The organism is Paenibacillus sp. D9 (genome assembly GCF_001188365.1).
GTDB lineage: Bacteria > Bacillota > Bacilli > Paenibacillales > Paenibacillaceae > Paenibacillus_O > Paenibacillus_O humicus.
Genome location: NZ_JZEJ01000001.1, coordinates 407,505 through 432,242, shown reverse-complemented (window position 1 = coordinate 432,242; position 24,738 = coordinate 407,505). Strand labels below are relative to the sequence as shown.

Genomic DNA, 24,738 nt, shown 5'->3' with positions numbered 1-24,738 from the left:
TCATTCTATTCGCTTTTAGAGAAAAAAGCTGCAATTGCTAGATAAGATGGACCTCGGCTGGAAGGAGGCGACCTCCCTCTAGAGAGAAAAAGGTCCCGATAAGAGAAAAGACCATTAAATGGTCTTTCTCTTGCCGGATACGAAAGGCATGCTTTCCGCGCCGCGGATGTCGCGGTCGGCTTCAACGCTGCTTTCCTTATCCAATATGACCCGGTCAAGCCGGGTGCCCGCTCCGATCGTTCCGTTCTGCATGACGATGCTGTTGCGGATGACGGCGCCTTTGCCGACGTGGACGCCGCGGAACAGCACGCTGTTGATGACGGTCCCTTCGATCCTGCAGCCATTGGCGATCAGGGAATTGCCCGTCATCGCTCCTTCGAGATAACGGGTAGGAGGCTCATCCTTGGTCTTGGTGTAGACCGACCCCGGCTGGAAGAACAGCTCCCTCCACACCTCGGGGCGAAGCAACTCCATGCTCGTGCGGTAGTAGGATTCCACCGTATTGACGACGCCGAGGAAGCCCTCATAGAGATAGCCGTATATTCGCAGGCTGTCCAGGCGCGAGAGGATCGCGTGGCGGACCAGATGGTCCTGCCCCTGCGCCAGCGAGGTCTGCACGAGATCCATGAGAAGATCCTTCTTCATGACATAGATCTCCATGGAATGAAGCGAGCTGTCCATATTGCCGAAATGGTCCTGCATCTGAACGACGCGGCCGTCGGAGGCAAGCTCGACCTTGCGCGTCTTGCCGCCGAGCATGTCGGCCTGCTGCTTGCAGACGACGGTAACGTCGGCGTTCATCTGCTCATGGTAATCGAGCACCGCGTCGAGATCGATGTTGCACACCATCTGGCTGCGGGTCACGACGACGTACTCCAGCTTGCAGCGCTGGAAATAGTCGCGATGCTGGTAGAAGTGGAACAGGTCTCCCCGGCTGAGCTCCTGGATGCTGTCCGAAGCCGGCGGAAGAATGAAGAGGCCGCTCTGCCTCGTATGCAGATCCCAAGGACGGCCGGATCCCAGATGGTCCATGAGGGAGCGGTACTTCGTATGGGCGAAAACGGCTACCTTGTGGATGCCGGAGTTGACCATGCTGGAGAGCGTGAAGTCGATCAGCCTGTATCTGGCCCCGAACGGGACGGTAGCCGGGCAGCGGTATGACGTGAGGCCTTCCAGCTCATCCGTCTCGTGGATAAGGTTCACGACGCCCATCGCTTTGTTGATCATGGCTGCTCCACCTCCTGAAGTTTTGGACTTCTGCTGATCTTCTCGTCGCTGCCGACGACGGCGATGTCCGGACTGTCGGGGGATCCCATGACGACGCCAGGCTCGATGACCGCTCCCTCGCCGACGATGGCGCGGTAGAGCTTCACTCCCTCGCCGATGATTGCTCCCGGCATGATGACCGATTCGCGGATGAAGCTGCCGGCGCCGACTTCAACGCCATGGAACAGGACCGAACGCTCGACGACGCCTTCGACGACGCATCCCTCGGTGACGAGAGAGTCGGAGATGGATGCCTCCGGAGAGACATAATGGGCCGGGCGGTTGTGGCGGGCGGAATAGATTCTCCACTCGTCGCCGCCGAGATCGAGCTGAGGCTCGGCGCCGAGCAGGTCCATATGCGCCTCCCAAAGGCTGTCGATCGTGCCGACGTCTTTCCAATAGCCCTTGAACGGGTACATATGGAGCCTGATGTCATCCTCCAGCATGCGCGGAATGATATCCTTGCCGAAGTCGTGGCTCGACTTTCGGTCTCCTTCGTCGAGGATGAGGTATTTCTGCAGCACTTTCCAGGAGAAGATATAGACTCCCATGGAGACCACGTTGCTGACGGGATGCTTGGGCTTCTCCTCGAAATCCGTCACGCGGCAGTTCTCGCCGATATGCATCGTGCCGAACCGGCTGGCTTCCTTCAGCTCGACCTCCAGACCGGCGATCGTCACATCCGCTCCGAGCTCCTTGTGATGCTCCAGCATCTTCTCGTAGTCCATCTTGTAGATATGATCGCCGGAGATGACCAGCACGTATTCCGGCTCATAGCGGTCGATGAATCCCATATTCTGATAGATGGCATTGGCGGTTCCTTTGTACCAATCGCCGCCTTTTGATTTGACGTACGGGGGGAGCACGGCCATTCCGCCGTCGCTGCGGTCGAGCCCCCATGGGCTTCCGATGCCTAAATACCGGTTCAGCTCAAGCGGCTGGTACTGAGTCAGGACACCGACCGTGTCGATGCCGGAATGCATGCAATTGCTCAAGGTAAAATCGATAATCCGGTATTTGCCGCCGAAGTGGACGGCCGGCTTGGCCAGATCCTTCGTCAGGACTCCCAGCCGTTTGCCTTCTCCGCCGGCAAGCAGCATGGCGATCATCTCTTTGTGGCCCATGGTACCCATCTCCTCGTCAATGTGTTCCCCGCGGCCGGAATTCTAGGAGCTGGAAGCTGAGCGGGGGCAATTCCACGGTAAGGCTGTAATCTCGTCCGTGCATGGGTTCAGGCTTGCTGAGATAGTGGGTCGGCAGCCCGTCAAGGCTGCCTCCATATATGGAATCGCCGCTGTGCAGAAGAAGGGAGTAGCGCCCCTTCTCCGGCACGCCGACTAGGAATTCCCCATAGTTGCTGCGCGAGAAGTTCGCGACGGCCACGACGAACCTGCCGCCCTCGCCCCTGCGGATGAAGGAGACGACGCTCTGGGAAGCGTTGTTCGCGTCGATCCACTCGAAGCCTTCGGGATCGTAGTCCTTTTGCCATAGAGACGACAGCTTGCGGTAGAGATGGTTCAGCTTGCGTGAATAGTGCTGCATCTGCCGGTGGGAGTCGTACTCCAGCACCATCCAGTCCAGCGATTCGCTATCCTTCCATTCGTCGAATTGCCCGAATTCTCCTCCCATGAACAGAAGCTTTTTGCCGGGATGGGTCATCCAGAATCCGTAAAACAGGCGGAGGCCGTCGAACTTCTCCCCGTAGCTGCCGGGCATCTTGTTCAGCAGCGAGCGCTTGCCGTGCACGACCTCGTCATGGGACAAGGGCAGCACGAAATTTTCGGTATAAGCATACATAATGGCGAAGGTAAGAAGATTATGCCGCTTCGGCCGCTCGGAAGGATCAAGCTGCATATAACGGAGCATGTCGTTCATCCAGCCCATATTCCATTTGAAGTTGAAGCCAAGCCCCCCTTCGTGGACGGGAGCCGTCACGCCGGGCTCGGACGAGCTGTCTTCGGCGATCATGAGGGCGTTCGGGAAATAACGGAACACGGTTTTGTTGAGATTCCGCAGGAACTCCACCGCCTCCAGATTGCGCGTCCCCCCGTACCGGTTGAGGCTGTGCATCTCAGGCGGCTTATCCATCGTCAGATCCGTCATGCTGGCCACGGCATCCACGCGAAGGCCGTCCACGTGGAAGATGTCCATCCAGTAGATGGCGTTGGAGATGAGGAAGCTTTGGACCTCGGTCCGGCCGTAGTCGAAAGCGTTGGTTCCCCACAGCGGCTTCTCCGCCAGCTTGGGATCGGCCCCCTCATAGATCGGGGTGCCGTCGAACTGCCTGAGCCCCTGCTCATCCTTGCAAAAGTGGGCGGGCACCCAGTCGAGGATGACTCCGATTCCCTTGCGGTGGCAGCGGTCGATGAACTTCATCAGGCTCTTGGGACTGCCGTAACGGCTCGTCGGAGCGAAATAGCCGGTGATCTGGTACCCCCAGGACTTGTCGAAGGGATGCTCGGCAAGCGGCATCAGCTCGATGTGGGTGTAGCCCATCTTGACGACGCAATCCAGCAGCTCGCCGCCGATCTCGTCGTAGGAGTAAAAGATTTCCTTGCCTTTGATCTTCCAGGTTCCCATATGGATCTCGTAGGTGAGCATCGGCTCCTCGTAAGGAGATGCGTTTTGCTTGCGGGCCTGCCATTCCTCGTCCTTCCACTTGTAGCTGCCGAGATCGGCGACGACGGATGCCGTGCCAGGCCTCAGCTCCGAGGCGAAGGCGAACGGATCCGCCTTCATCAGCCTGCGCCCGTCGGCAGCGATGATCTCGTACTTGTACATCGTCCCGGCCTTCAGGCCCGGAATGAACAAGGACCAGCAGCCGGTACTTCCTGCCGGCTCCATCGGATGGGAGGATCCGTCCCATCCGTTGAAGTCGCCTGCGACCCGGACTTCGCGGGCGTTGGGCGCCCAGACCGTGAAGCGGATACCGCGTCTTCGGTTCTCGAGCGCGCTGTGCGCGCCGAAGGTGCGGTAGGCGTGATGGGCCTCTCCGCGATTGAACAAATAGAGATCTTTCATGAAAGCTTTATCCGGCAAATCTTGTACGATTGGCATGGGGCACCTCCGGAGGAATGGGCTGTTCGGGGCGGTCGTCATGTTCGGCATGCCTAGTCCTTCAAGTATATCAAAACATCCGGATAAGGAGATAAAAATCGTCATGTAAACGCTTTATAAACGGACTCGCCTTAATCATATACCCACGCCTTTAGTCTTACAAACCAAAACTTGTATGCAATTAAAAAAAGCCTGCATCGGATGCAGGCTGGGGCATTTGAAACGGTGAAAAGCATGTCGATTCTTGTCTGGATATGTCTATGGTCGCAGTTGACGCAGGTTCTGGTTCCTTCCTGCCTAGGATCGGCGCGATCCCTTTCCGCCTGTCAGCAGGCAAACGAGGATGGCCGCGAAGGCAGTCATCGACAGGAGAGGAATCGTAATGAAGCCGAGCCAATTGAGGTAGTCCCGGTTGCACGGCACGCCAGACTTGCACGGCACGAATCCAGCGAGGGAAGGATTCCAGATTTCAAGGTTGTGGTAGAGGGCGATCAGGAACCCCGCGGCAGCCAGAGGAAGAGCGTATTTGGCGATGCCCCTGTCCCCTTTGTATACCGCGACGCCGAGAATGACGGCCAGCGGATACATGGCGATGCGCTGGTACCAGCAGAGGTCGCAAGGAATGAACCCTTTGACCTCGCTGAAGTACAGGCTGCCGAGCGTCGCGACGAGGGCGACCATCCAAGCGAAATAAAAGCGGTAACGAGGCCAGAAGCCTTCGACCGGCTGCTCTTCTTCTTCACTCCGTATCATGCAGTCTCCGTCACTCCTTGGGGGCGGTTAGGATCATTTGCTCGCGGCCTCGATCTGTCCCTTGAGATCGTTGTAATCTTTGAAGCTGACCAGCTTGCCGTTCAGGAACAGCGTCGGAGTGCCCTGCACGCCGGACTTGGCGGCCATGGAATTATGCTCCTTGACTCGGTCCGCGTAGACGCCGCTTTGAATCTCCGCCAGCATCTTGTCGTAATCGATGTCGAGCTTCGCCTCCTTGGCGATCTGCACCAGCTTCTCAGGCGTCGCCCATGCGGTGTTCTCGTCTTCTTGATTGGCATAAAGAGCATCATAATAAGTCCAGAAAGCGTCCGGCTTCTGCGTCCGGACCGCTTCAGCGGCTTCGGCGGCCGTACTGGAATCCTTGCCGATGAAAGCGTAGTTGGCGAAATAAAGAGCTGCTTTGCCCGTGTCGATGAGATCCTTTTGAAGCTGAGGCTTGTACGTTTCCGCGAACGTCTTGCAGCTCGGACATTTGTAATCGCCGAATTCCACAATCTTGACCGGAGCGTCCGCGCTGCCCAGTCGAGGCAGGTCGGCATAATCGAAGTCATACGCCTTGGACTGGTTGTTGATGCCCAGAACGATGAAGACAGCTACCGCCACTATGGCGAGGGAAAGCCAGATCAGCGCCCCGTTGCCGCCTTTTTTCTTGTTCGGATTGACGTAGGCTTTGCTGCCTTGGCTCTTGTTCCTGTTCCTGCTCTTGTTGGCGGAGGATTTGCTCAAAAGGGCGTCCAACCTTTCTGTGATCCCTTGAATCGGATCGTTCATGATTTGGGATGAATGAGTTCAAAAGCACTTACTAAAGTATAGCCAGCATGGGACAAAGGCGTCAAGCGCCTTAAACCTCTCAACCGGGGGGAGAAATCGACGATTTGGAGAAATCCGGGCCATATAATCCGATGTTGTCCAGCATCAGCTTTCCGGGTCCGCTTCCGGCGGATCGGAAGCGGATCTCGACGGATACGAGCCCGTCCGTGTCGAGACTCGGGTTCAGCATGGCGAACAGCTTCAATGGCATCCGGTAGGAATGCAGGACCGACGCGGCTGCGGCCTTGTATTTCCCTTTGCTCCACCCTTCCGCCAGCCAGGACATGCGCAAGTAGCGCGGAGCTTCGGGAGGGGAGATCGGTCCGACGGCAGCCTGAGAAAATTGTCCATCCGCATCGGTCAAGCGGACGGTTGCGGTGATCTCCTGCGGCTGGCAAGCGGAGCCGTCTGCATCGCACAGGTCCATGGAGCGGTTAGCTGCGGAGAAAGTGATGCCCCCGGCCGGCTGAATGACCGGCGGCTCCTCCAGACGAATACGGTAATAGTCCTCGCCGCTGCCGGCGGCCCAGGAAAAGACCCCGGCCAGGCTGTCCTGTCCTCCCCCGCTTCGGCTCGGCACCGGCTCGACGGCCGCACTCAAGCCTGGCGCCGCTTCTGCTGCCGGCAAGCTTGGAAGATCGCCGGCCTTTTCGAAGTCCTGCAGCATCCGGTAGGACCCGTCTTCATACTGGATGGAATAACCGGGAGAACGGAAGCCGGGGAGGCTGTCGCCCGGATTGCGGATTCGGTCTCTCGCTTCAGCATCGCTCCGGAATACCGCATCCATGAAAGCGGAGATGAAATAGGAAGCGGCCGCCCGCTGCTCCTCTCCGCTCAGAAGCCCTTTCTGGCTGAGCAGCAGCCCGCCCGGGAGCGAATTGTCCATCGTGCCCCAGTCGCTATTGAACCGGCTGTGATTCGCCTCCGGGATGTAAACGGCCGCTTTGAAGGCGTCGGAGTCCGGTTCGATCGCGGTCCGGTTGTACTGCCGTTCTCCGTAGAAATCCGTCAAGTCCGCGTCCCTGCCGCCTTGCAGGACGAGATAGCTGACTCCGCTAAGCTGTGCCCGCTCTCCGTCCGTGATCGTATCTGTCGGCGCGAGAGCCGCGACGGCCCGGATGGAGACGCCGTCCACGCCGGTGCCGAACCAGCGGGAAGCATCCGCGGCCATCGCCGCGGCCTGCCCTCCTCGGGAATGGCCGATCAGAGCGGTCCGGGACAGGTCGATCCGGCCATAGAACGGATTGTCCGGCTGTTCCGCCCATTCGGCCAGCTGCTCCAGATGGCGGAGGAGAAGCCAGGACCGCAGCAGCATATCATCCTCCGGAATATCGGACCATACCGAATAATTCAGAAAGTTCTCGTCTACCGAGACGGCCGCATATCCGCGGGAAGCGAGCATCTCGCCTAGATAGGCGTAGCCTTTGTCGGAGTCCTGCTCGGCGAGGTGGTTGCCGTGCACAAGCAGCACGAGCGGGACCGGTTCCTCCCCGTCAGGCAGCCATGCCGTTCCGTTGAGCGGCAGACGTGCAGGCTCGAAGCCCCAATACAAGCTCTTGAGCGGGCTCCACGAAGGCAGCAGCGAGCTTGCATCCGCCGTTCTGGAGACAAGCATGGCGTCTTCGGCGAACTCCTCCCTCCGATCCGAACCGCTGCCGTAAGTAAATGCCTGATATCCGCCTTGCCCGCTTGGCGGCTGAGCAAGGGCGTAGTCTGCCGCCTCCCCCGCCATAGCTTCTCCGATGTCTTCGGACATTCGGACAGCCGCAGGCAGCAGCAGCAGCAGTGCCGCTGAGATTGCAGCGGCTTTGAATGCGGCTGGCGTGCCGGCGCCGTCATCGCAGCGCCTGACCGAAACGGCATGCAGAGCGGACAGCAGCATGCCCGCCGCCATTCCGCAGGCCGTGTACGCCGCTGCGATGACGACGGACCCGGTCCAACCGGCTCCGGAAACCTTCAGCGCCGCGATGGAGCCCGACAGCAGCGTTGCCGCCCCGCCGGCGAACAATCGGGGCAGCGGGAGGCGAAGCCACGTGAAGACAATGGCAAGCAGCATCGAAAACAAGCCCATGGCCGCTGTAGCGGCCAGCACCATCAGCATGACATCCTGCGATGCCCCGAAGCCCGTAGGCGTGCCCATCGCTGACGCGGATGCCAGGAACGCTCCCGCAGCCCATAAGCCCCCCCATGCCCTTCTCCAGAATAGGCTGTCCCTCTCCGCGAAGCGGAGCCTGCGCTTCGGGCGGTCCGCAACTCGGACTGGAGCGATGAAATTCCGTTCAACTGACATCGGTTGATTCCCCCGACTCTATCATGATGTTGGGTCAAGTATACCAGAGGCTCGGCATGCGCGGCATCCGTTTCCCGCCACGCATACATGAGAATCCCCGTTTCCGGACAGGATAAGACTGCCAATGCTACCATTTCCAGATCGGAGGCGCAGACATGCCTGAAATCCTTGAAGCCATCCACCGTTTGAGAGCCGGTTCCGGCAGCCGGAGCTTGTTTGGGATGCTGCGGGATGCTTTCGGCGATTCGGCCGACTACCGAACCGAGGCTGTGGGAGCCTCCGGCTCCGAGCCCGTCTACATCTGCTTTCTCGCTTCCCTCTGCTCCACGCAGAAGCTGGATCTGCTGCTCGGCTCGACAGGCATCGGCGAGCTCTCCGCCAAGCTGAGCCGCTATAACGGCACCTCGATAGGGGAGGCGGACCAGCCGGCCTGCGAGAAAGCGATCTGCAACGGCTCCGCTGTCATTTGCACGTCCTTATCCGAAAACGGCCTTCTTGTCGACCTGTCGGAAACCCAGCAGCGCGGCATCGGCTCTCCGATTACCGAAAGCGTGCTCCAAGGGCCGATGTATGCGTTCAACGAGAATCTGGATGCCAACACCGCTCTCATCAGGCAGCAGATCCGCTCTCCCAAGCTGAAGATGTGGGAAACGAAGGTCGGCGAGTTGAGCCAGACCCGAATCGCGGTCTTTTATTGCCAGGGCGCCGCCGATCCGGACCTGCTGGCGAGCCTGAAGGAACGGATCGGGAACATACAGGCCGACGGCATCCAGGACAGCGGCCAACTGCTCCGGCTGCTCGTCTCCCGGAAAAAGCTGGGCTTGTTCCCGCTGGCGATGTCCAGCGAGCGTCCCGACCGTTCCACGGCGGATCTGCTTCGGGGCAAAATGGTCATTATGGTCAACGGATCCCCTTTCGCCTTGACCGTCCCCGCCGTTTATACGGACTTCTGGCATTCTCCCGAAGACAACTATGTCAATCCTTATGTCGCCTATTTTCTGCTCTCCCTCCGCTTTCTCGCCATGTTCATGAACCTGTTCCTGCCGGCTCTGTATATCGCCCTTACTTCCGTCAACGTGGACGTCAACCGGCTGGAGATCAGTCTGGCCGCTTCCGCCAGCCGCGAAGGGGTTCCCTATCCCGTGTTCGTGGAAACCTTTCTCATGCTGCTCATCATCGATTTCATCACCGAAGCCGGCATCCGGCTGCCAAAGACGATCAGCTCGACGGTGACGATGGTCGGGGGCGTCGTGCTGGGCCAGGCAATCATCCAGGCGAACATCGTCAGCAACCTGCTCGTGATTATCGTCGCCGCGACCGCGATCACCAACTTCATCGTCATCGACTATCAGATGGGGCTTGTCCAGCGCATTCTCAAATACTTCATCGCCATCGGGGCTACCGTAGCCGGACTGCTGGGCATTATGTTCTGCTTCGCCTGCCTTGTGTTCTACCTGAGCTGCCTGGAATCGTTCGGGGCCCCTTACTTGACCTCTCTGCGCAGGAAAGGAGCCATACAGCCATGAAGAAGAATCCCCCTTCCCTGACCGGCTACGACATGTTCTCCATTCAAGTCCTCTTTTTCGGAGCTTCAGCCGGCTTCATCTATCCGAGCCTGATCGTCCGAAGCACGACAGGGGCGTACTGGGTTCCGCTGGTCGTCTGGGCGGCTGTTGCGCTGCTGAGCTGCCTGCTCTACAGCAAGCTGCTCGGCCGCCTGCAGGAAGGCAAGCTGATCGACAGGCTATGCCAATCGGCCGGCATTCCCGCCGCTTTGATCATCTGCCTGCCTCAGCTCATCTTCATTTTCGGAGCTCTTGTCGTCATGCTGAGGGCCTATTCGGAACTGATTACGATGACGATGCTGCCGACGACTCCCATTACCTTTCTCAACGGCATGCTGCTTGCTCCGGGCGCGCTGGCTCTTGCCGGCATGATGCCCATAGCGAGAGCTGCGCGTGTCCTCTATCTAATCAGCACCCTTCTATCCGTCTGCCTGATGCTGATCGGCTTCAGCGACGTCAAGTGGACGCTGGGCGGTCCCTGGCTTTTTACAAACGGTGATTTTCTCATGATAAGGAACTTCTACTCCGGCTCCTTTATCTGGATGGGGTTTGTCTTTACCGCTCTGATCGGCAGCTACAATCCTCGAATCTCGGGACGCTACCGCAAAAGCTATATCTATGCCCTGCTCCTTTCGTTTCCGATGATTGCCGGATTTATTTATCTGCCCGTCATGACTTTCGGCCGCGAGCTCACACGCCACCTGACCTTGCCGTACATATCCAAAATGGATTCCGTCTACCATTATTGGGTCGTCTTCGAGAACCTGACCGCCTTGTTCGTATCGGTCACCATGCTGTACGTGCTGCTGGTCATGGCTTTGAAGCTCCATGCTCTCGGCGAATCCGTTAAAAGCTTGTTCCCCCGCGCCAATCCGATCTGGATTTATGGAATTGTCGTGCTGCTGGTCTATGCTTCGGCTTCGGCTCTTCCCTCTTGGAGAGCCGTTGAAGGAACGATATTCTATACGCTGGGCCTAAGGCTGTATGCGCTTTTCGGCTTCCCTCTGCTCGGCCTGGCCCTTTTGTCGGTTCGGGAACGAAAAAGGAAGGTGGCGTCATGAGAAAGATGCGCTTGGTCCGGGCAGCGGCTGCCTGTTGTCTGCTCGGACTGCTGAACGGATGCTGGGATTCCAAGGATGTGGACAACCGGCTGATGATCGGGGCAATGGGACTGGAAAAAGGATCCGGATCGCAAATCCAGGTGTGGATGAGGTTCCCGCTGCCCAAGACCGCCCAAAAAACCGAAGGGAAGGATTTCTTCGCCATGAGCCAGCCGGGCATTACGGTCGCCGATGCGATGAACCGCGCCCGCTACAAGCTGCCCAAATCGCTGGATGCCACCTCCACGAGAGCTCTTCTTCTCGACGATTCGATGACCAAGGTCAGCTTGAAATCTTATTTGGAGTTTGCGGTAAGGGAGCGTTCCGTGCCTCTCGATGCCGTCGTGGCGATCGTCAAGGGAGATATGAGCCGAATCTTTACCAGCCCCAATCCGACCGGTGAGCTCTCCGGCATTTACACCAAGCTTTTTTTTGAACCCTATGCAGGCGGCATCCCCCGCAAAAACAAGACCATGCTGTGGGAAATCTACTCCAAGCTGTACAATCCGCTCCAAGCGAACCTGATTCCGATTCTTTCGGAAGGAACCCAAAACTCGTTCGAGCTTGAGGGCAATGCCATCTACGCCAAAGACCGCATGGCGGGAGTGCTGAACCCGGATGAATCGCTGATCTATGAAATCATCACGCATCGCTTCCATGATTCGGAGGTGAAGCTGATGAGCCGTTCGGACGTCAAGATCGTTCATAACCGCACGCAAGTGAAAACCGCGCTCAGCAGCGGACAGCCGATTATCGACGTCGAGTCCTGGCTGATCGTGACGCTTGTCGACAGCTCGCAGATGAATGAAATGAGCGAGGAAGAGGTTCTGAGGGAGCTGCTGGAGGATTTGAATGTGCAGGCCAAGTCCATGTTCGCGAAAACCCAAAGGGCCGGCGCGGACATATTCGGCTTCGGGAACCGGTATCGCAGCCGGCTGAAGCCTGCTCAGTACGAGCAATGGCCGGAAATGTTCAAAATGGCTAAAATCAGCATGAAGTTCCACATCGACCTGCGCAATACCGGACTCGAATTCCTGGAATGAAAAAAGCCGCCGGAAAGGCGGCAGGCGAATGGATATCCAGCATCGGCGGCCGATCGGCGGTCCATCCGCGGCCGACCGGCGGGGGGAATCAGCGGTCCATCGGAGCGGCGCGATGTTTGCCTTTGTCCGCCTCCCCCGCATTGCGATCGGCTTCCTCGCGGTTCAGCCGCATTTCCTCCAGCGTCTTCGTCTTCAGCCGCGCCGCCCCTTCCGAGGCTCTTACCGGCAGAAGAGGACCTTCTTCAAGACGCTTGCGCGCTTGCGCAACGGCCTCCTTGTATTGAGGAAGCCAGGCTTCGCCGGCGGCCAGCATCTCGTCGACCATCTGCCAGATCTCCGGCGGGTTGCAGACGGCACCGACGAGCGGATCCATCATGAACGCCTGGCGCAGCAGCTTGTCGTCGCCGCGCACAGCGGCTTCGACCGCGAGCCGCTGCACGCTTATGCTGGCATTGCAGACGGCTGCCGGCCCGAGCGGCAGCTCGCCGACGGCTCCCATGGCGATGCCGCTGCGATCCACATAACCCGGCGCTTCGATGACCGCGTCCTGCGGCAGATTGGAGATGATGCCGCCGTTGACGACGTTGAAATGTCCGCGATAGGTCCTTCCCGTCTCCAAAGCTTCGATGATGTAGGAGCCATGCTCCTGGCTGCGCTCATCCATCGAGTACTTCAGCGGCGGCTCCTTCATCCAGGCCGGAAATTCCGTCTCGAACCAAAGCCTGCCCTCGACGCAGACGCGCAGGTACCCGCCCGTCTCCCCGTTGATCCAGCTGCCCATGTCGATCCAGTCCGCGATCTCCTCCGGACGCTTGCGGTACCAAGGCACATATTCGCTCAAATGGCCGTTGGACTCCGTGCTGTAATAGCCGAAGCGGCGAAGCATGTCGATCCGCACCTTCTCGGTCCGGGCAAAGTCGGGATGGCGCTCGAAGGCTTCCAGGAGATCGCCGGTCCGGTCCACGCCTCCGGTCTTGACCTGCACGTACCAGGTCTGGTGATTGATGCCGGCGCAGACGATGTCGACTTCCTCTGTAGCGAGCCCCAGCGCCTCCGCGATCTGCCAATGGCCGTGCTGCACCCCGTGGCACAGCCCGACCGTGCGGACGCCGCCGTATCGATTGCACGCCCAGGTCAGCATCGCCATCGGGTTGGAGTAATTGAGGAGAAGCACGTCCCCGCTGGCGACCTCGCGGATATCCTTGCAGATGGCGAGCATCTCGGGAATGCCCCGCTGGGCATACATGATCCCGCCTGCGCTCAGCGTGTCGCCGACGCATTGATCGACCCCGTACTTCAGCGGAATCTCCACATCGGTCCGGAATGCTTCGAGGCCGCCGACTCGTATCGTGCAGATGACATAATCGGCATCTGCAAGCGCTCTCCTTCGATCCGTGGATGCCTCGATGACGATGTCCAGGCCGTTCTCCGAGATGTCTCGCTGGCAGAGCTTGGTCACCATTTCCAGATTGTCCGCATGGATGTCGGTGAAGGCGATCCTAACATCCCGCATCTCCGGCACGGAGAGCAGATCCCGCAGCAGTCCTCTCGTGAACCCGATGCTGCCCGCCCCGATAAACGCAACTTTTTTGGCCATTGCCCGATCCCTCCATCTTGGATGATGCCTATGGATAGAGTGTAGCAGGCGCGGGGGATTAAGCGTTATCGATAACGGAACCGTCTGGTGGCGCAGATGTCAGAAATCGAAACCTGTCCTGTCCCTCACGGGGATCCGTCCCTGCCTTCCGGGGATGAAGCCCTGTTGTCGTCGGATGAATCCTTGCCGACGGCGGATGGATCCCTGCCTTCGTCAAATGAATCCTTGCCGACGGCGGATGGATTTCTGCTATAGGCGGAAGGATCCCTGCTGTCGGCGAGACTGCTCTGCCGGTATTCGCTCGGCGTCATCCCGGCAAGCTTGCGGAACCAGGCATGGAAGTAGGACCGGCTGCCGAGCCCGACATAATCCCATAGATCGGATACCGGAATCGCGGTCCGGGCAAGCAGCTGCTTCGCCTTCTCATAGCGGACCGCCGACAGATAGGCTCCGACAGACATTCCCTCCGCCTTCCTGAAGATCCGCTGCAAATAGTTCGGGTGAAGGTTGACCTCGGCGGCGATGTCCCTCAGCTGCAGCTCCCGATCCATATGCTCGTGGATGAAGTCCTTGCATCGGCCGATGTAGGAAACCAGCCGTTCCGCTCCGTCTTCCAGGCTCTTCTCCGCCAGCCGGGCAATGCGGATGATCAGCTGGCCGAACAGGAGGCCAGTGAGCCGGTTTCCTTCCATGCCTTGCTGATCCAGCTCCAGAACGAGGCAGCGGAGAATATGGAAGCATTCATCGGTATCCTTCATGACGATGCGCGGCTGCGCGCGGGAAAGCAGGCTGCGCACAGACGCCTCCGCCTCCGCCAGCGCTCGGACCGAGAGATTCGGACCCTCGGCCGGCCGGAAGCGGAACTCCACGTTCAGCATGCGGCAGCCCTTGGCGGCGTCGACGATCAGCCGATGCTCCGTGCCCGCATCGAGCAGCACCAGCTCTCCCCGCCTCAGCATGCCGTCTTCCCGATGCCTCATCTCTCTCGTCTGCACCTGGCAGGATCCTTCGATGACATACATGATCTCCATGGAATCATGACGGTGGAAGTCCATCTCATACCCGTTCCAGCGCTTGAAATAATAGGCGGTCACCTCCGGCTCGAGATGTTCGCTCGTCAGCACGGCATCGTAGAAGCTGCTTGCCCCGGCCGGAGTCATGCCTCCTCCGCTGCGGCCGCTTCGACATAGCCGTCACCGGCCGCTTTCCGGCGTTCTCTTTTGTGCCGGTCCCACTCCGAGGCGACCATGCCGTAGACAGCATGGTCGTAATAGGAAGCTCCGCTCCGCTCCTCCTGCCTGAGCAGGCCTTCAAGCGAGAAGCCCAGCCTATCAGCGACACTCCGGCTGCGGGCATTGTCCGACCGGGTCCTGATTTCGACCCGGTTCATTTCGAGCGTCACGATGGCATACTGGACCATTTCCTTGCAGGCAATCGTCATGATTCCTCTTCCCTGGCAATCGGCGCTCAGCCAATATCCGAGCGAAGCCTTGCGGTTGCGCCAGTCGAGCTCCTGGTAGCTGACGACGCCGACGGGATTTCCTCCCTCGAGGATGACTGCGGAGAAGCCTTGCTGAAGCTCCCTTCTTTTCTGCTCGAATTCAATGTAATCCTTCATGTCGTCGACATTCTCGATATGCTTGACCCAGGGAAGCCATTCGTTCAGATAATTCCGGTTCCGCTGGACGGTCCGGAACAAGGGACGCGCGTACCGCGTCTCGAGAAGCCTCAGCTCCAGGTCGGGGTTCAATTGGCAGGAGAACAAGACGTTCCTCTCCTTTCAGGCGCCGGCAAGGCGGTTTGGTCTTCCCATCTTAGCATGGCATTTTCATTTTTCGGAACAGATCGTGTACAATAATCAGGAACCCGCACAATGAATGGAGGAATCAACATGACCAAACTGAAAGAGCAAATCGAGCGGTATGCGGATTTGATCGTTCAGGTCGGCGTCCAAATCCAGCCCGGCCAGAGACTGGTCATCAACGCGTCTCTCGATGCCGCGGACCTCGTTCGCCTGATCGCCAAAAAAGCGTACGGAGCAGGAGCCCGTTCCGTCAAGGTCAACTGGAACGACGACACGCTTGCCCGCCTGCGCTATGAGCTGGCGCCGGACGAAGCGTTCCTCGACGAGCCCAAATGGTATGCCGGGGAAATGCTGGAGCTTGTCCAGGAAGGCGCGGCTGTCATCAGCGTCGTTTCTTCCGATCCGGATCTGCTTAAGGGAGTCGCCCAGGAGCGTATCATCAACCACCAGAAAACCTACGGCAAAGCCCTCTCTACATACCGCCAGATGATGCAGTCCGACAAATTCAGCTGGTGCGTCGTCGCGGCGCCGTCCAAAGCATGGGCGAAGAAGGTGTTCCCGGGATCGACGGAAGAAGAGCAGTACAGCAGCCTGTGGACGTCCATCCTCAAAGCCGTGCGCGCCGATCTCGACGATCCGGTCGCCGCCTGGAAGGAGCATATCGCCAGCCTGAACGCCAAGTCGGAGCATCTCAACTCGCGCAAATACAAAAAGCTGCATTACACCGCCCCGGGAACGGATCTGACGATCGAGCTTCCGGAAGGCCATCTGTGGGTCGCGGCGGACAGCCACAATATCCAAGGCAACCAATTCGTAGCCAACCTTCCTACGGAGGAAGTGTTCACAGCGGCCAAGGCCGACGGCGTAAGCGGCTATGTATCCAGCACCAAGCCGCTCAGCTACGGGGGCACCATCATCGACAACTTCAAGCTGACGTTCGAGAACGGCAGCGTAGTGAAGGCCGAGGCGGAGAAAGGGCTTGCCGCTCTGGAAGGACTGCTCGAGATGGACGAAGGCGCGCGCCGGATCGGCGAAGTCGCTCTCGTGCCTTACGATTCCCCTATTTCCCGCTCCAACATTCTGTACTTCAATACGCTCTTCGACGAGAACGCCTCCAACCATCTTGCGCTCGGCAGCGCCTATGCCTTCAACATTGAAGGCGGCAAGGGCATGTCCCAGGACGAGCTGAAGGAAAAAGGGCTGAACACGAGCATGACCCATGTCGACTTCATGATCGGCTCCGCCGAAATGGATATCGACGGCATCCTCGAGGACGGCAGCCTGGAGCCGATCTTCCGCGGCGGCAACTGGGCGTTCTAAAGGAAACCGATCTCGTCCCGCCAAAAAAAGGACCGGACGCGAGCATGTCTGCTCGCGTCCGGTCCTTCTTCATGCTCTGGGCAGGAGGCTACTCCTTGACGACCAGTCCGAAAATTCTCGTGAACAGGATCGCCTGGGCAGGCGCGATGATGCAGCCCTTCAGATCCTCCATCTCGACGCCGAGATGATGGAACTCGCAGGAGCTGAGATCGATTCCGGACAGGCGGGTTCCGGACAGCTGGGCCTTGTCCAGCTGTACGTCCTCGAATACCGTCTTGGACAGCTCCGACCGGTACAAGTCCGCATGGTTCAAGCTGCTGCCGCTGAACTTGACCTGCTTGAAGCTGCCGAACCGGAAGGAGGCATAATCCGCCTGGCAGTCTTCAAAAAGAACATTGCGCAGCACCGCCCCCGACAGATCCGCGCCTACAAGCTTGCAGCTGTGGAACTCTACCCGATGAAGCACCGCCTCGTCAAGACGGATGTTGGACAGATCGCAATTCTCGAACCGGCAATCCGTCAGCTCCAGCCTGTCTAGACGGCAATCCGTGAACGTGACATGCTGCCACAGAATCCGTTCCGCAACCGAGCGCTCCGTATTCCGTTCCTCCACGGCCGCCTCGCGTACAAGCAGATTTTCATGAAAGCTGCCTGAATCCGCAAACAAGGGATGAACGGGCTGCTCGAGACCGGCTTCTGCAAGTCTCGGCTTCTCCAGCTTAAACTTGCCGGTACCGATTGCTGTCTTGACCATGCTTGTCTCCTCTCGCCCTCTGCAGCCGGTAACGCTCCAGCGCCTGCAAGAGCGATTCCTTGCGGATCGGCTTGCTGATGTAGTCGTTCATGCCGCCAGCTAGGCAGGCTTCCCTGTCCCCTTTGAGCGCATTGGCTGTAACCGCGACGATATAAGGCGTATCCTCGTTTTCCGATAGGCTGCGCAGATGTCGGGTCGCTTCCATCCCGTCCATGTCCGGCATGAGCACATCCATGAAAATCATGTCGTATCCGCCGTCGTCCTTGCGGAAAGCTTCCACCACTTCCGTACCGTTGCCGACGACCTCCACCTCGTGGCCGAGCTTGACCAGCATCTTCTGCAGAACCATCTGGTTCACTTCGTTATCCTCGCCGATCAGGATCTTGAAGGAACGGGATTCTTCCGCTCCGGCTTCGGCCTGTTCGGCCCGAGCCGCCTGCTCAGAGCTCCGTTCCAGCTTGACCGTGAAGGCGAAGCAAGCTCCAGGCCCGTCCACCTTTTCCACTCCGATCGTTCCGCCCATCAGCTCGACGAACTTCTTGGATATGGCAAGGCCAAGGCCGCTGCCCTCCACCTTGCGGGTCATGAAGTTGTCCAGTCGGCTGAAAGGATTGAACAGGAGCGGCAGCGCATCGGCGGGAATTCCGATTCCCGTATCCCGGATCTTGATGAGGAGCAGGACGCCGGCACCGGTCGATTCCTTCCGCGAGATGTGAAGGCTGACACCGCCGGAATCCGTGAATTTGACGGCATTGCCGAGCATGTTCAGCAGCACTTGCCTCAGCTTGCCCCCGTCGCCGAACAGCATGTCCGGGACATCGCCGTCGACCTTGGAATCGATGGACAGCCTCTTCTCGAGAATTTCCGGCATCAGGACGGATACGCTCTCGGCTGCGAGCTCCCGGATGCTGAACGGAGCCTTGGCCATAGCCGTCTTGCCGGCCTCGATTCTCGTAAAGTCCAGAATGTCGTTGATGATCGTCAGCAGCGATTGCCCGCTCTGCCGGATGATCTCGACAAAGCTGCGCTGCTCGTCGCTCAGATCGGGCGAATCCAGCAGCAGCTGCGTCATGCCGATCACCCCGTTCATCGGCGTGCGGATTTCATGGCTCATCATCGCCAGGAAGTCGCTTTTGGCGCGGGTCGTCGACTCCGCAGCCTCCTTCTCGATGAGCAGCTTCTTCTGCTCGGTGATATCCTTGGCGATCAGATAGTAGCCCATGATCCGTTGGTTGATGATGATCGGGGCGACGGAGGTCAGAATCTCAGCCGCCTTTCCGTTGCGATTCACGATTTCGCTGATCCGCCGCTCAACCGAGTCGCCTTCGTGCGAATCCGCCAATACGGAGCGGATATCCGGCACTTTGACAAAGGGAGAAAAGTCCTTGCCGACAAGCTCTTCGGCATGCATGCCGAGCAGCCTTTCGGCGACGGCGTTGCAATGAATGAAACAGCCCTTCAGATCCAGGGATATGACGGCATCATGGTTGTATTTCTTGAGCGAGGTATATCTCTCGATCGTCTCCTGCAGCTTAAGCTCGGCTTCCTTGCGGGCGGATATGTCCATCAGGGAGAACAGGTATCCGCAAATGGTTCCGTTTTCCGCTTTCAATGGGAAAAAGACGACTTCCAGGCTGATTGTCTTGCCGCTCCGGCTTCGGCATTGAGTTTCATAGGAGACCGGCTCCGATCCGCCTGCGCCGAACCGTTCCAGGTCGATGTCCGACTGGGGCATCAGCAGAGTTCTGAATTCAATCGCATCCATGCCCGCCACCTCATTCTGGGACCAGCCGAGCTGCTCGGTGAACGCCGGATTCACGATGGAGATTCTCCAGGAAGAATCCATCATGACGAGCGGATGGGGATTATGAAGCACGACGGATTTGTACTGCGGCAGTCCCGGCTCCTCCGCTTGGAGTCTTGTCCGCTTGCCGTCAGGTTCTATCGGGGAAAAGAGGCTCTCTTCGCTCATAAGGTTCTCCTTTTCAACTTTCTCGTATGTGCAAACATTGTACTACCTGCATCTCGAAAGGGAAACCTGACGAATGAAGGAGATTGCCGCCGCTGGCGTCATAGGTCCACTAGCGGGCTAGTCCCTGCGGACCGTATGAAGGAGTGCGCATCTCCGCTCCGGCCGTCCGTCCTTTTTACCCGGAATCCTTGAATCCATCCCAGCGCAAGCGCCCTGGAGAAGTCTGTCATGCCTTAAAAATGAACAAGCCGATCTTACTGGATTTTACCGCCACTCGTCAGAGAACGTCAATGTTCGACAGGACGCCAAAAACGCCGCGGCAGCTTATTCGCCTTGGCGCTTTTCGGGAAGAAAGTTCTGTATCCGGGCACAAATGGAGGGAAAAGGGCTGTTCCGCTGTCAGAGCGACAGCCGAACAGCACGGCCTGACTGCCTTGCTCAGCCTTTCGCGGCGAGGGCTTTCACCGCATCCCCCATGGACGAGGCCGTCACCCGCCCGGCGTCGGCAGCCTCATAACGCACTGCGCCAGGCTTCAGCGCCTTGAACGCCACCGTCACCGGGCGCCCCGGCACCAGGTCGAAGAAGTTGTCGCTGAATATGCCTTCGCGGTCGCTCTGCAGCCATACCGCTCTAGCCAGACGGCTGGCGCTGACGCGGAAGCGGCTGCCGCCGCTGCCCTCGATCTCTTCCACATGGATCGATGCCGGGGCAAGCGCAAGCTGGCGGTCGCCTTCGAGGAAGGCGGAGGCTGCGGCAAGCAGCGACCCGTCTTCGGCAACCAGCTCCGCCGTCACCAGAACGGAATCGGAGGCAGCGCTTTCCGGCAGAAGCTCTTCGCCTGCAAGCGAGAGCAGCAGCCGCGATTGGCCTCCTGCCGCCGCAGCCGGCACTTCGCGCTCGGCAAGCGTGAGCCCGGAGAAATCCAGCAGGCTGACCTTGAGGGTGCCTTGCAGCGATGCCTGCAAATCGTTCACCAGATGGAGATCGATTCCCGTGCCGGTCCTGTCTGCGGAGAGCAGAACGTCCCGGAAGCTGCGCTTGGCGTAATAGTGCATCGCTTTCCAGCGGCCGAAATAATCCATGCCCGCCCAGGAGGCGACCGGCCAGCAATCGTTCATCTGCCAGTAAAGGGTGCCCATGCAGTAAGGGCGGCGGCGCCGATGCGCTTCAATCGCCATCTTCATCGCTTCAGCCTGCAGAATCTGGCTCTCGTAGAGGAAGGCCGGGAAGTCCTTCGGCTCCGGCAAATACATGTCCATATATTCCTTGATGAGCCTGTTGCCGGCTCCGTTCTTCTGATGGGCGAGCATGACGGTGGACAGCAGCTCCATATCGGCTTCCTCGGCGAAGGAGCGCACCGATCTGTATTCCGGGAAGGACTGGAAGCCGTACTCGCTGATGAAGCGGCCGATCTTGAGCTTGTAGTTCTCGAACGGCTCTACGGCGTGCCAAACGCCCCAATAATGGACGTCCCCGGCCGCAGATTCCGGGTAGGCATGCTGGCCCGCATCCTCGGTAAGGCTGATGAGCGGCGAGGAAGGCCAATACCCGATGCCCGGCGACAGCCGCTCTACCGCATCCGGAAGCAGCTTGTGGAAGATGGCTTCATAGTCGGCCCAGATGCTCTCCCGCTGCTCCGGCGTGTAGTCCTTTTTCCAGCCCCAGCCGCCGTTCTCGTCGTAGTGGGCCCAGGCGGAATCGATCTCGTTGTTGCCGCACCAGAGCACGATGGACGGATGATTGCGCAGGCGCCTGACATTGTCCTCAGCCTCCGCGCGAACGTTGTCCAGGAAGGCTTCGTCGCCGGGATACATGCTGCAGGCGAACATGAAGTCCTGCCAGACCATGATGCCGTGCTCGTCGCACAGGTCGTAGAAAATATCCTGCTCGTAAATACCGCCGCCCCATATGCGCAGCATGTTCATGTTCGCTTCGGCCGCGGACAAGATCTCATGGCGGTAACGGTCCTCCGTCACTTCCGAGACGAAGCTGTCGTTCGGAATATGGTTCGCTCCCTTGGCGAATACGGCGACGCCGTTCAGCTCGAAGTAAAACGAGGTGCCGGCTTCGTCGCGGTCGCGCACCAGACGGACGGAACGCAGTCCGGTCCGGACCGTCCTGGAGTCGGCTGCTCCGTCCTGCTTGTCAACCCTGGCCTGGAATTCCGTGAGGGACGCTTCGCCGAGCCCGCGGCTCCACCAGAGCCGCGGCTGCTCGATCCGGATCGGGAGCTCCAGCGTTTGGACTCCCGTCTCCAGCTCCGCTTCAAGTCTGTGCTCCCGGCCTTCTACGGTTACAACCATCGTCGAGGGACCCGAGGCAGCGGCTTCCACCGTGACGACCGCCGTCACCTCCGCCGCTTCGGCCGAGACGGCGTCCTGCCGAATGAACAGATCGGAGATGCGGACGCCCGACCAGCTCTCCAGACGGACCGGACGCCAAATGCCGCTCGTCACGAAGCGCGGTCCCCAGTCCCAGCCGTAATGATAGGGGGCTTTGCGGGCGAAAACGCTGATTCGCTTGTCGCCAAGGCCGCCAAGCTCGGACTGGTCGTTCGTCGCCGGAAGCGCATAGCCGAGCCGCTCCAGCTTCGGCAGATCCTCGTTGACGGGCGAGCGGAAGCGGATATGGAGCTTGTTGCCGCTCTCCTTGAGGAGGCCTTTCACTTCGGCCTTCCAGATGCGGAACATATTGTCCGCCGACAACAGGCGGGATCCGTTCAGCGTAACGTCCGCGTACGTATCCAGTCCTTCGAACACGAGCTGGACGAAGTCATCGTCGAGCTGCTCCGCTGCCGCGTCGAACTCAGCCGCGTATTCCCAGTCCTGCTTGTCGATCCACTGGAGCCGGTGTTCATTCGTTCCATAGAAGGGATCCTCGATGTTTCCGTTGCGCAGCAGATCGGTATGGACACAGCCTGGAACTTTCGCTTCCATCCATGCTTCCTCCCGGCCAGCCGCTCTGAACGTCCAGCTTCCGATGACGATCGATGTCATGATGCCAATCCTCCCTATTCGCTTTAAACGCTTCCAAAACTAATTTGTTAGGTTTGTTAGGATAACACGCACTTGATTTCGCGCCAATCATAACGGCGTTAGGTAGTTTCGTCAAGCCACGAATCGAAGGGAAAAAACCCTCTCTCAGGTGAGCGGGTTTTTTGAGGGGTCAAAGCGGCGCCGGGACAGAAAGCGCTTAGTGCATTATGTAGCGGAACGCCCATTCCCGGAACGTCCACTCCGGATTCCAGCTGACCGCTCCGATCGCATGGAAGCAGCCCCAATCCAGAATCTTTTGATGAAGCGTATGGACCTTGATTCTCTGATCGAACCCTTCCTTATCGGCAAGCCCGTCCCGATACGCCAGAACGAACCGCTCGGCGAGATCGGATCTGCCGCGGTCGATGAACTGGGTCGCGATCTTGGGCAGATCGGCTGCCCCATCTCCGAAGTAGCCGTTTGTGAAATCGAACAGGCCGCTCAGCTCCCACTGATCGCCGTTGCGGCGGACCAGCAGATTGTCGAACTTGAAATCTCCCATGACATAGACGGGCCGGTCGAAGCCGTCGAAGGAATCCGTTGCGGCATCGAGGATTTCTTCCGTCCACGCCCAATCCTCCGCCGCCACCGGCGCGTAATTCTGCGCATCCCGAAGCCAGTGGCGGATCCGCCCGTACAGCCAATCCCGGTAGGAGACAGGAAACGGCTCGACTTCTCTTGAGGCGGGAATCCATTCCCCGCAGCTTTCCGATTTCCATTCGTGCATTCGGAGGAGCGTCTGCGCCAGCATGCCGCTGAGCTTGCGCAGGCTTCCCTCGTCTTCGAGCGAGAGGTCCCGGGGATGGATGCCCGGCAGCCTCGGCATGACGGCATACGGCCAGCCGAAAATATCCGATCGTTCATCCATCCGGTATGGAGCCGGGACGGGAAGTCCGCGCTGCAGCAGCTCCGTTACGAAGTACCGTTCCTCGCTCAGCTGTCCCTTATACAAAGGATTGCCCTTAAGCACGAACTCCCCTACGTCGGACTCCAGGAACAGCGTCTGGCCTCCGGCCCCGCTCGCCGTGCGGCGGCAGCCTCGAAGCCGGCCGAGCGAGAACCGGTCGAGCGCCTTCTGCAGCTGCTCCGATGTTACGTCCCCCAGCTTGTTCGTTGAAAAATAAATCGTCGTTGTCATCTCCCCCATGCATCCTCCTGTCTCTCGTGGAATTGCATCCTGGCGGCCGGCCGGATATGAAACCAGAGCGTGCCGGCCTGTATCCGCGGAGCCGTCTCTCCCCTTCCGTCAAGCCGCGAAGCCGGCAACCAGGGGAATCAGGAACAAGGAAAGGAACGCGCTCAAAAGCATGGACACGCTGGCGATGGAGCCCGGCACGGCTCCGAGCTCGAATGCTTTGTGGGCCCCGGCCGTATGGGCGCTGCTGCCCATCAGCACCCCCTGGGCCACTTCGCTGCGTATCCGCGTCCAGCGGATCACGAGCGGGCCGAGCACCGTGCCCAAAATGCCGGTGATCAGAACGAATACGGCGGTCAAGGTCGAGATTCCGCCGATCATGCCGCTGACGGCAAGTGCGATCGGCGTCGTGGTCGCCCGGAGCAGGAGCGAGTCCGCGAGCGCGCGGTCGAGATGGAAGAGCCGGCAGATTCCGAGCGCGGCAGCCGTTCCCGTCATCCAGCCGGCAGCTACCCCGGCCGAGATTTCAAGCGCATGCTTTTTCAGCAGAGCCGCATTTTTGTGCAGCGGCACGGCAAGCGCGACCGTCGCCGGACCGACCATAGCGCTCAGCCAGCGGCCTCCCTCGTTATAGGTTTCATAGGGAATCCGGCATAGGGCTAGAATGGCCATGATCGCAACCGGCGTTAATATCAAAGGAGACAGGATCAGATTGCGCCAGCGCCGATGCGCCAGCTTGCTCCCTCCGTACACCAGCACGGTCATGACGATGAAGGCGGCAGCTGCGAGAATGCTCATCGCTCTTCCGCTCTCTCCCGGCGGCGGCCTGCCAGCTGGGCAAGTCCTCCCGCGCTGATCATAACGATTACGCTGCTGACGAGGATGACGAGCAGGATCTGGAGGCCGCTGCCGGCAAGCAGCGAGCCGAATTGGATGAGCCCGGCGGCAGGCGGGATGAAGAAGAGCAGCATCTCGGCGAGCAGCCATCCGGCTCCGAGCTCGATCCAGCCTAACTTGATCACCCCGGTCCGCAGCAGAATGAACACGAGGGCCAGCCCCAGGACGCTTCCCGGCATATGCAGAGACAGGGCGGAGGACAGCAGCGTCATAGCCTCGTAAATGGCGACGAAAAAGAGCATCTGCGCAGCTCCGCGCAGCAAGTTGGCGAAATTCATGTCAAAATCCCTCCTGCTCCCAGTTTATTCCCCATGCGAT

19 protein-coding genes are annotated in these 24,738 nt (G+C 59.2%); 4 read left to right on the top strand and 15 right to left on the bottom strand.

Annotated elements, in window-relative coordinates:
• Positions 1-114 precede the first annotated feature (114 nt).
• From glgD to VE23_RS01875, 6 genes are all read right to left on the bottom strand, one after another.
• Entirely contained in the window at positions 115-1,227 is a 1,113-nt protein-coding gene (gene glgD, locus VE23_RS01900; protein ID WP_048748468.1) for a glucose-1-phosphate adenylyltransferase subunit GlgD, read from the bottom strand.
• Positions 1,224-2,390: a glucose-1-phosphate adenylyltransferase gene (locus VE23_RS01895; RefSeq protein ID WP_049867168.1), complete on the bottom strand. Its 1,167-nt coding sequence runs from the start codon at positions 2,388-2,390 to the stop codon at positions 1,224-1,226. The genes glgD and VE23_RS01895 overlap by 4 nt, the downstream gene beginning before the upstream one ends.
• 16 nt (positions 2,391-2,406) lie before the next feature.
• Entirely contained in the window at positions 2,407-4,323 is a 1,917-nt protein-coding gene (gene glgB, locus VE23_RS01890) for a 1,4-alpha-glucan branching protein GlgB (RefSeq protein ID WP_049867167.1), read from the bottom strand.
• A gap of 297 nt (positions 4,324-4,620) precedes the next feature.
• Positions 4,621-5,076 carry a disulfide oxidoreductase gene (locus tag VE23_RS01885; protein ID WP_021879222.1) on the bottom strand — a complete coding sequence of 152 codons (456 nt, stop codon included), beginning with the start codon at positions 5,074-5,076 and terminating at the stop codon, positions 4,621-4,623.
• 33 nt (positions 5,077-5,109) lie between these two features.
• The gene (locus VE23_RS01880) at positions 5,110-5,823 is read right to left on the bottom strand and encodes a DsbA family protein (RefSeq protein WP_232316774.1); all 714 of its coding nucleotides are present in this window, start codon (positions 5,821-5,823) and stop codon (positions 5,110-5,112) included.
• Between the two features lie 124 nt (positions 5,824-5,947).
• On the bottom strand, positions 5,948-8,197 hold the full coding sequence (locus VE23_RS01875; protein WP_157053890.1) for a hypothetical protein: 2,250 nt from the start codon (positions 8,195-8,197) through the stop codon (positions 5,948-5,950).
• Between the two features lie 155 nt (positions 8,198-8,352).
• On the opposite strand from VE23_RS01875, the gene VE23_RS01870 reads away from it, so the two are divergent.
• The 3 genes from VE23_RS01870 to VE23_RS01860 are packed head-to-tail and all read left to right on the top strand — an operon-like array spanning position 8,353 to position 11,905.
• Entirely contained in the window at positions 8,353-9,723 is a 1,371-nt protein-coding gene (locus VE23_RS01870; RefSeq protein WP_048746732.1) for a spore germination protein, read from the top strand.
• A complete protein-coding gene (locus VE23_RS01865) occupies positions 9,720-10,823 on the top strand; it encodes a GerAB/ArcD/ProY family transporter (protein WP_021879217.1) in 1,104 nt (367 codons plus the stop codon). Before VE23_RS01870 ends, VE23_RS01865 begins: the two co-directional genes overlap by 4 nt.
• On the top strand, positions 10,820-11,905 hold the full coding sequence (locus VE23_RS01860; RefSeq protein WP_021879216.1) for a Ger(x)C family spore germination protein: 1,086 nt from the start codon (positions 10,820-10,822) through the stop codon (positions 11,903-11,905). Before VE23_RS01865 ends, VE23_RS01860 begins: the two co-directional genes overlap by 4 nt.
• An 88-nt stretch (positions 11,906-11,993) precedes the next feature.
• On the opposite strand, the gene VE23_RS01855 is transcribed toward VE23_RS01860, so the two are convergent.
• From VE23_RS01855 to VE23_RS01845, 3 genes are all read right to left on the bottom strand, one after another.
• Complete coding sequence (locus VE23_RS01855) at positions 11,994-13,502, bottom strand: alpha-glucosidase/alpha-galactosidase (RefSeq protein WP_049867165.1); 1,509 nt, start codon at positions 13,500-13,502, stop codon at positions 11,994-11,996.
• A gap of 125 nt (positions 13,503-13,627) precedes the next feature.
• Positions 13,628-14,662, bottom strand: coding sequence for a helix-turn-helix domain-containing protein (locus tag VE23_RS01850; protein ID WP_049867164.1), 1,035 nt, complete (start codon positions 14,660-14,662; stop codon positions 13,628-13,630).
• A complete protein-coding gene (locus tag VE23_RS01845) occupies positions 14,659-15,267 on the bottom strand; it encodes a GNAT family N-acetyltransferase (RefSeq protein WP_049867163.1) in 609 nt (202 codons plus the stop codon). The genes VE23_RS01850 and VE23_RS01845 overlap by 4 nt, the downstream gene beginning before the upstream one ends.
• A gap of 126 nt (positions 15,268-15,393) precedes the next feature.
• Between VE23_RS01845 and VE23_RS01840 the strand changes: the two genes are divergently transcribed.
• Positions 15,394-16,626, top strand: coding sequence for an aminopeptidase (locus VE23_RS01840; protein ID WP_048748241.1), 1,233 nt, complete (start codon positions 15,394-15,396; stop codon positions 16,624-16,626).
• Positions 16,627-16,714: 88 nt separating this feature from the next.
• On the opposite strand, the gene VE23_RS01835 is transcribed toward VE23_RS01840, so the two are convergent.
• The 6 genes from VE23_RS01835 to VE23_RS01810 form a co-directional block, all read right to left on the bottom strand.
• A complete protein-coding gene (locus tag VE23_RS01835) occupies positions 16,715-17,380 on the bottom strand; it encodes a pentapeptide repeat-containing protein (protein ID WP_069202421.1) in 666 nt (221 codons plus the stop codon).
• Positions 17,346-19,352, bottom strand: coding sequence for a PAS domain-containing hybrid sensor histidine kinase/response regulator (locus tag VE23_RS01830; protein WP_049867162.1), 2,007 nt, complete (start codon positions 19,350-19,352; stop codon positions 17,346-17,348). The genes VE23_RS01835 and VE23_RS01830 overlap by 35 nt, the downstream gene beginning before the upstream one ends.
• A 438-nt stretch (positions 19,353-19,790) precedes the next feature.
• Positions 19,791-22,349, bottom strand: coding sequence for a beta-mannosidase (locus VE23_RS01825; RefSeq protein ID WP_049867161.1), 2,559 nt, complete (start codon positions 22,347-22,349; stop codon positions 19,791-19,793).
• 196 nt (positions 22,350-22,545) lie between these two features.
• A complete protein-coding gene (locus VE23_RS01820; protein WP_049869599.1) occupies positions 22,546-23,526 on the bottom strand; it encodes a phosphotransferase family protein in 981 nt (326 codons plus the stop codon).
• Between the two features lie 108 nt (positions 23,527-23,634).
• Complete coding sequence (locus VE23_RS01815) at positions 23,635-24,321, bottom strand: LrgB family protein (protein ID WP_048748230.1); 687 nt, start codon at positions 24,319-24,321, stop codon at positions 23,635-23,637.
• Entirely contained in the window at positions 24,318-24,698 is a 381-nt protein-coding gene (locus VE23_RS01810; protein WP_049867160.1) for a CidA/LrgA family protein, read from the bottom strand. The genes VE23_RS01815 and VE23_RS01810 overlap by 4 nt, the downstream gene beginning before the upstream one ends.
• Positions 24,699-24,738 lie beyond the last annotated feature (40 nt).